This is a genomic window from Agrobacterium sp. CCNWLW155 (assembly GCF_036888815.1).
GTDB lineage: Bacteria > Pseudomonadota > Alphaproteobacteria > Rhizobiales > Rhizobiaceae > Agrobacterium > Agrobacterium radiobacter.
In genome coordinates this window covers 133,861-146,719 of record NZ_JBAKFW010000004.1, presented here as the reverse complement: position 1 = coordinate 146,719, position 12,859 = coordinate 133,861, and the positions used below count along the sequence as shown (strand labels likewise).

The window sequence follows — 12,859 nt, the reverse complement described above, 5'->3', positions numbered from 1 at the left end:
CGCCGCCATGGACGACAGGATGAGCAGTGTCGACCCCAAGCTGCTGGAGCTTTTGGTCTGTCCTTTGACGAAGGGGCGTCTTTCCTATGATCGCGCCCGCAACGAGCTCATTTCTGAAAGCGCCAGACTTGCTTATCCAATCCGCGACGGCGTGCCGATTATGCTGATTTCGGAAGCGCGCAAGATAGAAGACTAACCTCCCCGGTTATCACCTCCACACATTGCGTGTCGCGAATTGACGAAGATGCGTTGACAACCATGCGTGGATTTGACCAGAGTCCCGCCCGACATATCTGATGCGGGGAGAATACTGATGTCGTTGCGCGCGCTCGTCCGGATTTCGTTGGTTGTGGCCTCGGCCGCCCTCATTTTTCCGCCAGCCATGGCGGCGGAGCCCTCCCGCAAGGTTGTTACCACCCAAAACGGCGATTATTTCGGCTTCGATCTTCGCACTGAGCAGAATGTCTCGCTGGAGCAATGCGGCGAGATTTGCGTAGGCGATACCGTCTGCAAGGCCTTCACCTACAATCCCAAGGTGAAATGGTGCTTCCTCAAATCGGATTTCAATCAGCTGAACGCTTTCCCCGGCGCGGTTGCCGGCAAGATCGTGGAAGTGGTAGCGGAAACCGATATCGGCGCGCCGCAACGCCTGTCCTTCGTCACTGACAGTCTGCAGCAGGAAGCGCGCCGGCTGAAATCCGGCCTTGCGGCGAATGACGGTGAAGGCGGACAGGGCGTGGAAGCCCTCGTGCAGACGGCGCGGCAGCAGGCAACCGCGGGCAATATTCCCGATGCGGTCACGACCTATAAACAGGCGCTTGCTATCACGCCTGACGACGGCGCGCTCTGGGCGGAGCTTTCCGAAAAGGCGGCGCAGGTCACCGATAATTATTCGATTGCCGGGCAGGCCGCTTCCGCCGCCATCAATGCCTACCAGCTGAGCCGCACCGTCAGCGCCCGCACCGAGGCCCTGAACCGGCTGGCGAAGGCTTTCGAAAGAACCCAGAATTATCGCGCAGCACTCAATGCCTATAAGGAGAGCCTTGCGCTTACCGACAATGCGCAGACCAAGGCGGCCTATGCCGATCTGCGCACGCGACAGGGTTTCCGCGTCATCAATAATACCGTGGATACGGATAGCGTCAGCCCGCGCGCCTGCGTGCAGTTTTCCGAGCCGCTGGTGAAGAACGGTGTCGATTATTCCTCCTTCATTACGCTGGATGGGGCAGCCCCCAAGGCCATCGAAGCGAAGGGCAGCGAGATTTGCGTCGAAGGCCTCACCCATGGCCAGCGTTACAAGATCGCGCTGCGCGCCGGTCTGCCTTCCTCGGTGGAAGAGCCGCTGGAAAAGCAGGTCGATCTCGATATTTACGTGCGTGACCGTGCCGCCAGCGTGCGCTTCACGGGTGAGAATTTCGTGCTGCCGGGTACTGCCCGTCGCGGTATCCCCATTGTCTCTGTTAATGCCGACAAGGCCGACCTGAAGCTCTATCGCGTTGGCGACCGCAACATCACCTCGCTGCTCGCAAACTCCCAGTTTCTGACGCAGATGGACGGCTACAATGCCGACCGCATCGAAAACGAGATCGGCGAACTCGTCTGGCAGGGCTCGATCGATATCCAGCCCAATCTCAATAAGGATGTGGTGACGAGCTTCCCGGTGGATGAGGCCTTGCCGGAGCGCAAGCCCGGCATCTATGTGCTGACCGCCGTGCCGCCTGGCACCGCGCCGGAAACGTGGGATTCACGCGCCACACAATGGTTCCTGGTCTCCGATACCGGCATCACCACCTATGCCGGAACCGATGGGCTGAATGTGTTCGTCCGAGCCCTTGGCAGCGCCAAGCCGCTTGCGGACGTGGATTTGCAGCTGCTCGCTAAGAATAACGAGGTGCTGGGCACGGCGAAAACCGATGCGGACGGCCGCGCGGTATTCTCCGCCGGCCTGATGCGCGGCACGGCGGCGCAGGCGCCTGCCATCCTCACCGCGCGTAACGGCGACAAGGACTACGTCTTCCTCGATATGACCCGCGCAGGCTTCGACCTCTCGGATCGCGGCGTGACGGGACGTGCAGCGCCCGGCGCGATCGACGTGTTCAGCTGGACCGAGCGCGGCATTTACCGCGCCGGCGAGACCGTGCATGCCGCAGCGCTTGCCCGTGATGTCGACGGCAAGGCAATCGAGGATCTGCCGCTCACCTTCATCTTCTCGCGCCCGGACGGTGTCGAAGACCGGCGCTTCGTCAGCGACGGCAAGGCGCTGGGCGGCCATGCGGTCGATCTGCCGCTGCAGGCGAATGCCATGCGCGGCACCTGGACATTGCGCATCCATACCGACCCGAAAACGCCTGCGATCAGCGAAAAGAGCTTTCTCGTCGACGATTTCGTGCCTGATCGCACCGAGTTCGACCTCTCGAGCAAGGCGAAACAGATCGATCCGGGAGCGGAGACCGCAATCGACGTCGATGGCCGTTATCTCTATGGCGCGCCGGCCGCCGGTCTGACGCTGGAAGGCGAGGTCGCGATCAAGCCGACGCGCACCAGCGCCGATTTCGAAGGTTATTTCTTCGGTCTGGCGGATGAGGAAAGCGAAGAGGAAAACCGCACCGCGCTCGCCGACCTGCCGGTGCTGGACGAAGTGGGCAAGGCGAGTTTCAATGTTGACCTCACCGATCTGCCCTCCACCACTCAACTTCTTTCCGCCAACATCACTGTGCGCATGCGCGAAGCCGGTGGCCGCGCCGTGGAGCGCTCGCTGACGCTGCCTATCAAGGCGGAAGCCTCTGTTATCGGGATCAAGCCGCAGTTTTCGGGCGATCTCGCCCAGAATTCCGTCGGCCGTTTCCATATCATCGGCGTCAGCGCCGATGGCGCCAGGCAGGCGATGAACGGCCTCAACTGGAAGCTCATCAAGGTCGAGCGGAACTATCAATGGTATCGTCAGGGCAATTCCTGGCGTTACGAGCCGGTGGAATATACCAAGCAGCAGGAAGCGGGCACCTTGTCCGTCGATGCCAATGGCGGCGAGATTTCCGTGCCCGTCACCTGGGGCCGCTACCGGCTGGAAGTGGAGGGCGCGGGTAACGGCGCACCGGTTTCCAGCGTCGAATTCGATGCCGGCTTCTACGTCGAGGCAAGCTCGACGGAAACGCCGGATGCACTGGAAATTGCCCTCGACAAACAGAGCTACAAGATCGGCGATACGGCCAAACTCAAGGTATCCTCGCGTTTTGCCGGTGAGTTGATGGTGACATCAGGTTCGGAAAAGCTGATTGCCGTGCAGAATGCCGAGGTCGGTGAGGATGGCGGCGAGATCGACATTCCGGTCACCGAGGAATGGGGTGCGGGCGCTTACGTCACCGCCACGCTGTTCCGCCCCGGCGATGCGCAGGAAAGCCGCATGCCGATGCGCGCCATCGGTATCAAATGGCTCGCCGTCGATCCGGCTGAGCGCAAGCTTGCCGTCACCCTCGGCGCGCCGCAGAAAACACTGCCGCGCCAGCCGCTTGAAATTCCGATCACGGTTGCGGGCACTGGCGTCGGCGAAAAGGCCTATGCCATCGTTGCGGCCGTCGATGTCGGCATATTGAACCTCACCCGCTATGAACCGCCAAAGCCCGATGAATGGTATTTTGGCCAGCGCCGGCTGGGGCTGGAAATCCGCGATCTCTATGGCCGGCTGATCGATGGTTCGCTTGGCGCCACCGGCCGGCTGCGCACCGGCGGTGACGGCGGAGGGGCGGCCCTTCAGGGCAGCCCGCCCACCGAAAAGCTCGTAGCCTTCTTTGCCGGTCCGGTCGAACTCGACGCTAACGGCAAGGCGACGGTGAGCTTCGATATTCCGCAGTTCAACGGTACGGCCCGCATCATGGCGGTGGCCTGGACGAAGACAGGCGTAGGACATGCCGTCTCCGATGCCATCATCCGCGATCCCGTGGTAGTCACGGCCAGCGCGCCGAAATTCCTCGCCCCCGGCGATGTCTCGCAATTGCGACTCGATATCGCCAATACGGATGGCGAGGCCGGCGATTACCGGCTGGATGTGACCAGCAACACGGCCTTGACCGTCGATCAGGGAGAGATGTCGCAGACATTGGCGCTGCAGAAAGGCGGCAAGTCTTCGCTGACCGTGCCGCTGACGGGTGAACAGCCCGGCAATGGCGCGATCACCATCAAGGTTTCCAATGCCGCGGGTGTTTCGCTGGAGCAGGTTCTGAACGTTCCTGTGCGTCCGGCTGTCCTGCCGGTGACGACGCGGCGCGAAATCAAGATTGCGCCGAACAGCAGCCTGACGATCAATGGTGATCTTCTGGCCGACAGCATGCTGCTCGGCTCCTCGGTCGCCGTCAACGTCACGCGCTCGCCCGCCTTCGATATTCCGGCGCTGGTGATGATGCTGGACAAATATCCTTATGGCTGCGCCGAGCAGACGACGAGCCGCGCTTTGCCGCTGCTTTATGTCTCGGAACTGACGAAGGACAGCGGCATGGCTGAGGACCCTGATACCCGCAAGCGGGTGCAGGAAGCGATCTACCGTGTGCTGTCCTTCCAGTCGAGTTCGGGCAGTTTCGGCCTCTGGTCGCCTGGTTATGGCGATCTGTGGCTGGATGCCTATATCAGCGACTTTCTGACAAGGGCGCGCGAGCAGAATTACGACGTTCCCGAAGCGGCCATGGTGCAGGCGCTGAACAACCTGCAGAACGGTCTTTCCTATGACAGCAATGTCAAGGATCGCGGCAACGAGATCGCCTATTCGCTTTATGTGCTGGCGCGCAACCGCAAGGCGGCGATCAACGATCTCAGATATTACGCGGATACGGCGCTCGCCGATTTCCCGACGCCGCTTGCCAAGGCGCAGGTTGCCGCCGCCCTTTCGCTTTACGGCGATCAGGCCCGTTCGAAGACCGTGTTCGGCGCTTCGCTCGATATGGCAAGCCGCGCCACCAATGTCAGCCTCGCGCGTGCGGATTATGGTTCCGCCCTGCGCGATGGTGCGGCGACGCTGGCGCTTGCGGCCGAAAGCCGTCCGGTTCCGGCCGTCGTGCCGCAGCTTGCCGGTGCCGTGGCCAAGGAATGGGAAAAGAAGCCCTATACCAGCACCCAGGAACAGGCATGGATGCTGCTTGCCGCCCGCGCTGTCAAAGGCGAGGACAAGGATATCCGTCTCGATGTGAATGGTGATTTGCAGACTGGCGGTTTCGGCAAGCGGATGAGCGGCGATGAATTGCTGGCAGCTCCCTTGAAGATCGCCAATGCCTCGGCCGATCCGGTCACGGCTGTTGTCACCACCGTGGCGCCCCCGGCCCAGCCGCTCGCTGCCGGCGGCGAAGGCTTCACCATCACCCGCACCTATTATTCCATGGATGGCGAGGAGGTGAACCCGAGCGAGGTCACGCAGAACGAGCGTTATGTTGTGGTGCTGAATATCGTACCGAAGAATAACTGGCAGTCGCGCATTCTGGTGACGGATCTGCTGCCCTCCGGCTTCGAAATCGACAATCCCAGCCTCGTCAATTCGGCGGAACTGTCGAATTTCGACTGGTTGCCGGAAACAGAAGCGGCCCATACCGAGTTCCGTTACGACCGTTTCGTGGCGGCCTTCGACCGCTCTGCCGGTGACAGTTCGGAAATTGCGCTCGCCTATGTGGTCCGTGCTGTTACCCCCGGCACCTATGATCATCCGGCAGCTTCGGTTGAGGATATGTACCGGCCGCAATTTGCCGCCCGCACGGCAACCGGCCGCATGGAGGTGCGCTCGGCAACCCCATGAGCCGGAAAAAGGCAATCATCGTTGGCATCGTGACGGCCGCGTTGCTTCTGGGCGGCGCGGCCTTCGGTCTCGATGCGCTGGACAAGGCCTATCCGCCGCCGCTGGAGGCCGCACGGCAGCGATCTTTCGAGGTGCTGGATCGCGATGGCAAACTGCTGCGGGCCTTTGCGACAGCAGATGGCCGCTGGCGGCTCAAAACCACGGCGGCCGAGGTCGATCCGCAGTTACTGCGCATGCTGGTCGCTTACGAGGATCAGCGTTTCTACGATCACCACGGGGTCGATCCCTGGGCGCTTCTGCGCTCCGCGTGGCAATTGGCCAGCAACGGCCGGATCGTTTCCGGCGCATCGACGTTGTCCATGCAGGTGGCGCGGCTGATCGAGCCGCGCGCCGACCGGTCATTCTCGGCGAAATTGCTGCAGGCCGTGCGTGCTCTCCAGATCGAAAGAAGGCTCAGCAAAGCTGATATCCTCGATCTCTATCTGAATATCGCACCCTATGGCGGCAATCTCGAAGGCGTCAGGGCCGCAAGCCTTGCCTGGTTCGGCAAGGAGCCGGGCCGGCTGGATACGGCGGAGGCGGCTCTTCTGGTGGCGCTGCCGCAATTGCCGGAAAAACGCCGCCCGGATCGCTTTCCAGAGGCGGCGAAGCAGGCGCGGGAGCGCGTATTGCAACGGCTTGCCGTCGAGCGCGTGGTGGGCGACGGGGAGGCGGCGCGGGCGGCTCTTGCAGATGTGCCTTCCAGCAGGCGCGATCTTCCCTCCTATGCGCCGCATATGGCCGTTGCCGCACGGGCGAAATTCCCGAATACCGCCAAAGTGCGCTCTACGCTGACGCTGCCGATTCAGCGGGAACTGGAAGATGTTGCCCGCCATGCGGCGGAAAAGCTTGAGGACAAAGTCTCCGTCGCCATCGTCATGGCCGACGCGCAGACCGGCGATATTCTGGCGGAGGTCGGTTCGGCGGATTATCTCGATACGGCAAGACGCGGTTTCGTGGAGATGAGCCGGGCGGTGCGTTCGCCGGGCTCCACCCTCAAGCCGTTTATCTATGGCCTCGCCTTCGAAAATGGCCTCATTGGGCAGGAAACCATCATCGAGGATCGCCCGGCTGATTTTTCCGGCTACCGGCCACGCAATTTCGACATGCATTACCAGGGTGATGTCAGCATTCGCCAAGCGCTGCAATTGTCGCTCAACGTGCCTGCTGTCAAGCTGCTCGATGCGGTCAGTCCCTCGGCGCTGATGGTGCGGTTCCGGCGGGTGGGTGTCCGGCTCGTGCTGCCCACCAGCGAAGCGCCGGGGCTTGCCATCGCCCTTGGTGGTGCCGGCATTTCGCTGGTCGATCTGGTGCAGCTCTATGCCGGGCTTGCCGGCGGTGGTGATCCTGTGCGGCTTGGAGATGGTGTCCGCTCTGCCCCGGAACGGCTGGAGGGCGACCGGTTATTCTCCGATGCCGCGATCTGGAATGTCTCGGATATTCTCTCCGGCGTGTTGCCCCCGCTCGGCATGAAACAGCGCGGCATCGCCTACAAGACCGGCACCAGTTATGGGTATCGCGACGCATGGTCGGTGGGCTATGACGGGCGGCACGTCATCGGCGTCTGGGTTGGCCGTGCTGACAATGGCGCGGTGCCGGGCGTTGCCGGATACGCAACGGCGGCCCCGATCCTGTTCGAGGCTTTCGCAAAATCCGGTGTGGCGGTGACGCCGATGCCGGCCGCACCCTCCGGTGTCGCCCGCGTTGCCGTGAGCGACCTACCCGCCAACCAGCGGCGTTTCACCACGACGGCCAGCGGCCTGCTTGCGGCATCGAGGCGGGAAAGCGCCCCGCGTATCGTTTACCCGCCGGAAGGCGCGCGGGTGGAGCTCTCCGGCCAGTCAGGCATTTCGCCGCTGGTGCTCAAGCTGCAGGGCGGGCGCGCACCCTTCCGCTGGCTTGCCAATGGCTTGCCTTTGCCGGATGCGTCCCACCGCCGCAACAGCGAATGGCGACCGGAAGGTCAGGGATTTTCCACACTCACGGTAATCGACGCCGATGGCCGTGCTTCGAGTGTACGGATTTTCGTCGAATAGCAGGGACGTCCAACTCAACAAAGGGTCGCCCCCCGTGCTTGCGTCGTACAGCGCCGCGAGCGTCTCATCAGTTCTTTTCCGCCGTCTTGCCTATTGCGCCACATCGAATGAATGGCGGTCGATCCGCTCCTGAAGCGCAGCCACGACGGCTTGCAGAAACTCCCGGCGCCTCGGGTTGGTCGTCGCCGTCAGCGTTATCTGTAACCGGCTTCTGATCCTGTTCAGAAATCCAACGTGATTGAAACTATCGGCGGCGATATTGACCTCTACCTCGTCCATGTAATGCGCCAGATGCGGCTCCAATACGAGATTTGCATCCGTCTGGTAGCAGGCAGCCATCTGTTCCCCAAGCGTAGATACCTGCGCATATGGACCATATTCGTCGATCATCAAATCTCCTTCCTCTAGCGCAAACAATTCTGACAGGCGCCTCATCATCACTGATAGGAAATAGGAAGCAATTGCCGGCTTTCAACGTTCCCTTTTGAAGCTTTGAATTTTCCGTGTTCGTGAAGGATGTCGCCGATACTTCGGTCGAGGCAGAGACGTGTCAAATGGCCGGCGGCTGCGCCGGGTGAGGCTGCGCTCAATCTACATCGTTGTTTTTACAAGATTTTACAGGAAAAATGGCGTCCACGAGAGGATTCGAACCTCCGACCCCAGGATTCATACCGCTTCGGCTTTCGCCGCCGTCCCGCCGTTGCCGGGCAAAACGTTCGTGGTCTGGACTGTCCCTTCACCATGGGCCGTCAGGCCTTTAGGTGCTGCCCATCCAGTCTCTACACCTTCACCGGATTTCTCCGGAGCTTGGCTCGGGATTGGCATGCTGGAAGACCAGCGAAGCTTTCCCCGACTTTGAGCAGATCGATTGCGTCGTTTCCGGGCGCAACCCCCAATTTGTCTTAGGAATCCTGTGCTCTATCCTGCTGAGCTACGTGGACACTGAATTGCTCTTTAACCCGGCGATGCCTGCGGATCAACCGCGTTCTTTATCGCGGTTGATCTCGTCCTCGGCTTTCTTCACTTCCGCCGGCAGTCAGCTCGCCAGGCGCTGTTCGGCGAGCTTCACCCAATAGGAAATGCCGTAGGCGATGGCGTCATCGTTGAAATCATAACCGGCATTGTGGAGGCCTGCCGAATCGCCGTTGCCGATGAAGATGAAGCAGCCCGGTCTTTCCTTCAGCATGAAGGAGAAATCTTCACCCGCCATGGAAGGATCGACATCGGCGTCGACATTCGGTTCGCCCGCCACATCGCGGGCAACAAGGATGGCGTGGTCGGTCTCGGTGGCGTGGTTGAAGGTCACCGGGCAATAACGCTCGTAGACGACTTCCGCTTCCGCTCCGTTGGCAAGGGCAATGCCTTCCGCCATCTGCTTGATGCGATCCTGCGCCAGATCGCGCACCGTTTCATCCAGGCTCCGCACCGTGCCGGCGATCAAGGCCTCGTTGGGGATGATGTTGTGGCTGGAACCGGCGTGAAAACGGGTGACGGAGACGACGACGGAACGGATCGGATCGGCGTTGCGGGAGGCGATCATCTGCAGGTTGCCGACGATCTGCGCGCCGATGGTAATCGGATCGATGGTGCGGTGCGGCTGGGCCGCATGGCCACCGCGGCCCTTGACCGTGATCGAGAACTTGTCGGGTGCGGCCATGATGCCGCCCTTGCGGATGGCGAAGGCGCCGAGCGGAATGCCCGGCATATTGTGCATGCCGTAGACCTCGTTGATGCCGAAACGCTCCATCAGGCCGTCCTCGACCATGGCAAGCGCGCCGGCACCTCCTTCTTCCGCCGGCTGGAAGATGACGGCGATGGAGCCGGCGAAGTTGCGGGTCTCGGTGAGATATTTGGCCGCGCCAAGCAGCATGGCCGTGTGGCCATCATGGCCGCAGGCATGCATGGCGCCCGCGGTTTTGGAGGCCCAGGGCTTGCCGGTTTCCTCCAGAATTGGGAGGGCGTCCATATCCGCCCTGAAGCCGATGGTGCGATTGCCCGGAAGATTGCCCCTGATGATGCCGACCACACCTGTGCGACCGAGACCGGTCACGATTTCGTCAACGCCGAAAGATTTCAGCTTCTCCGCAACGAAGGCTGCGGTGTTGTCGACATCATACAAAATCTCGGGATTTTCATGCAGGTGATGCCGCCATTCGCTGACTTCCTGCTGGAGTTCGGCGGCTCTGTTCAAAATCGGCATTCGTTCATTCCTGGGTTCATCGGTACGGCGTGTCGTAAAATCCTATCCTCCGTGGTGGATAGTGCGCCGCATAATTGACGTAATCAATGTACTTTGCCATTGCTAGGACATATATGGTGAATATTGCCATTCCCCGACCGAAGACGGGAATTCGAGGACTAGCCTTGCCACAGACTTTTAAATCGCCAAACGCCGCCCGGCGGCTCTCCGCAGCTATTGCCATCATGACCGCAGGCCTCGTGGCCGTGGCGCCCGTGGCAAATGCCAATCCGAAAATGGTGGTCGATGTCAAAACCGGCAAGGTGATTTCCCATCAGGAAGCCTTCCGCAAGTGGTATCCCGCTTCGCTGACCAAGCTGATGACCGCCTATATCGCCTTTTCGCAGATGAAGGCCGGCAAGATCAGCCCGCAGACGGAAGTGGTGATGAGCAAGAAGGCCGCCGACCAGCCGGCCTCGAAAATGTATTTCAAGCCGGGCCAAAAGCTGACCATGGACAGCGCCTTGAAGCTGCTGCTCATCAAATCCGCCAATGACATCGCCGTGGCGATCGCCGAAACCATCGGCGGCACCAGCGACAATTTCGTGGCGCAGATGAATGCGCAGGCGCAGCGGCTGGGCATGAGCTCGACCCGTTACATCAATGCCAATGGCCTGCCCGGCAAGGGGCAATATACGACCGCCCGGGATCTGGCGTTGCTGGCGCTGATCATCAAGCGGGAATTCCCGGAATATGCCCATTATTTCTCGCTGGAGGGCGTCAGCACCGGCAAGAAGAATTACGCCAACTTCAACATGCTGGTCGGCCGCTTCGATGGCGCTGACGGCATGAAGACCGGCTTCATCTGTGCCTCCGGCTTCAACCAGGTATCCTCAGCCGTGCGCAATGGCCGCTCGGTCATCACGGTCGTGCTGGGCGCGGACAGCCTTGCCGGGCGCACCGACCAGTCGGCCGATCTGCTGCAGATGGGACTGACCGCGCCTTCCGGCCAGGGTGTTTCGCTTGCCTCGCTGGCGCCCTATGGCGATACCGGCGACGTGAATGATGTCAGCGCCGAGATCTGCAATCCGAAGGCTGCCAAGGTGCGCAGCGAAAGCCGCGACGAGGCTGGCCGCATGGTCATCCATTCGCCCTACGTGCAGGAAATGACCCGCCCGCCGGAATATTCCTTCGCCGGTCTCATTCCGGGCAGCGAGACGGTGGCGGTGAATGCCGCCAAGGGAGCTGGCAAGGGTGAACTCGCGAACGTGCCGATCCCGATCCCGCGCCCGACATTCTGATCGTCGGTGGTGGCCTTGAGGGGCCAGTGCCGGGGTGGCGATGCACTTTGTGTATTCGCAGGCCAATGATGTTATGATATTACAATGTCGCTCGTGGCTTCCAGCCTCGGGCGATTTCTTTTAGCTCCATGCGGCTCCGGGTTTCGCGTCGTCCAGTGACCTGCCGGAGCGGCCATCAACATACAGGCAAGTCATGTCTCGCGATCGCATCCCGGTTTCCATCATCACCGGATTTCTCGGCGCCGGAAAATCGACGCTGCTCAACCGGCTTCTCAAGGATCCCGCGATGAGCGATGCGGCGATCATCATCAATGAATTCGGCGATGTCAGCATCGATCACATGCTGGTCGAAAGCGCCGGCGAGGGCATCATCGAACTGGCGGAGGGTTGCCTCTGCTGCACGGTACGTGGCGAGCTGGTGGATACGCTGGCGGAACTGATGGATGGTATCCAGACAGGTAAGCTGAAGCCGGTAAAACGGGTGGTGATCGAGACCACGGGCCTTGCCGATCCCGCCCCCGTCATGCAGTCGGTCATGGGCAACCCCGTTATCGCACAGAATTTCGTGCTGAACGGCATGATTACGGTGGTGGATGCCGTGAATGGCCTTTCCACTCTGGATAACCATCAGGAGGCGGTGAAACAGGCGGCCGTGGCCGACCGTCTGGTGATGACCAAGCGCGCTCTTGCCGATGCCGCCACGATTTCCGCGCTGACAGCCCGCCTCCAGATTCTTAATCCGCGCGCGACAATTGAGGATGGTGACAAAACCGACTGGAGCGCTGCGGAGCTTCTCGATAACGGCCTTTACGATGCCGGCAGCAAGAATGCCGATGTCGGCCGCTGGCTGGGCGAAGAGGCGGCAGACGATCACCACCACCACGACCACGACCACGACCACGACCATGATCATCACCACCATCATGACGACCACGACGACCATCACCATCATCACGATGTGAACCGGCACGACGCATCCATCCGGTCCTTCTCGATCATCCACGACCAGCCGGTCAGCCCGATGGCGATCGACATGTTCGTGGATTTGCTGCGCTCGGCGCATGGTGAAAAGCTCCTGCGCATGAAGGCGATCGTCAAGCTGTCGGATAATCCGGGCCGGCCGCTGGTGCTGCATGGGGTGCAGAATATTTTCCACACGCCCGAGCGCCTCGCGGCCTGGCCGGACCCGGCCGATCAGCGTACGCGCATGGTGCTGATTACGAAGGATTTGCCGGAAGCCTTCGTAAAGGACCTGTTCGCCGCCTTTACAAGTGCACCGGGCATTGACCGGCCGGACAGGCAGGCGATGACGGATAATCCGTTGGCGGTTTCCGGGTTGCGGTTCTAGGTCGCGCCGTGATGGCCTAGGTCGGTGGGTGTGGTTCACCCCCCCCTCTGTCCTGCCGGACATCTCCCCCTCAAGGGGGGAAAGATCGACTTGCGGCTAGGTCTCGCCCATCTTAACCGTTGCGAATGTACTGGCGACGACGCATCTTGCTGATCTCCCCCCTTGAGGGGGAGATGCCCGGCAGGG

The 12,859-nt window shown here is 61.2% G+C and carries 7 protein-coding genes; 5 read left to right on the top strand and 2 right to left on the bottom strand.

Annotated features, from left to right (window positions below; all coding sequences use genetic code 11):
* The first annotated feature begins 7 nt into the window (after window positions 1-7).
* The 3 genes from V6S97_RS15190 (at window position 8) to pbpC (ending at window position 7,845) form a co-directional block, all read left to right on the top strand.
* Complete coding sequence (locus V6S97_RS15190; RefSeq protein ID WP_003506270.1) at window positions 8-196, top strand: Trm112 family protein; 189 nt, start codon at window positions 8-10, stop codon at window positions 194-196.
* A gap of 117 nt (window positions 197-313) precedes the next feature.
* A complete protein-coding gene (locus tag V6S97_RS15185; protein WP_334427332.1) occupies window positions 314-5,770 on the top strand; it encodes an alpha-2-macroglobulin family protein in 5,457 nt (1,818 codons plus the stop codon).
* Complete coding sequence (pbpC, locus tag V6S97_RS15180) at window positions 5,767-7,845, top strand: penicillin-binding protein 1C (RefSeq protein WP_153315256.1); 2,079 nt, start codon at window positions 5,767-5,769, stop codon at window positions 7,843-7,845. The genes V6S97_RS15185 and pbpC overlap by 4 nt, the downstream gene beginning before the upstream one ends.
* 90 nt (window positions 7,846-7,935) lie before the next feature.
* Here pbpC and V6S97_RS15175 read toward each other — a convergent pair whose 3' ends face one another.
* Window positions 7,936-8,235 (bottom strand): hypothetical protein, encoded by a 300-nt coding sequence (locus tag V6S97_RS15175; protein ID WP_112356468.1) that lies wholly within the window; start codon window positions 8,233-8,235, stop codon window positions 7,936-7,938.
* Between the two features lie 646 nt (window positions 8,236-8,881).
* Window positions 8,882-10,045 (bottom strand): M20 aminoacylase family protein, encoded by a 1,164-nt coding sequence (locus tag V6S97_RS15170; RefSeq protein ID WP_080864763.1) that lies wholly within the window; start codon window positions 10,043-10,045, stop codon window positions 8,882-8,884.
* A gap of 224 nt (window positions 10,046-10,269) precedes the next feature.
* Between V6S97_RS15170 and V6S97_RS15165 the strand changes: the two genes are divergently transcribed.
* Window positions 10,270-11,325, top strand: coding sequence for a D-alanyl-D-alanine carboxypeptidase family protein (locus V6S97_RS15165; RefSeq protein WP_049832333.1), 1,056 nt, complete (start codon window positions 10,270-10,272; stop codon window positions 11,323-11,325).
* A gap of 193 nt (window positions 11,326-11,518) precedes the next feature.
* Entirely contained in the window at window positions 11,519-12,673 is a 1,155-nt protein-coding gene (locus tag V6S97_RS15160) for a CobW family GTP-binding protein (RefSeq protein ID WP_129566333.1), read from the top strand.
* The last annotated feature ends 186 nt before the right edge of the window (window positions 12,674-12,859 follow it).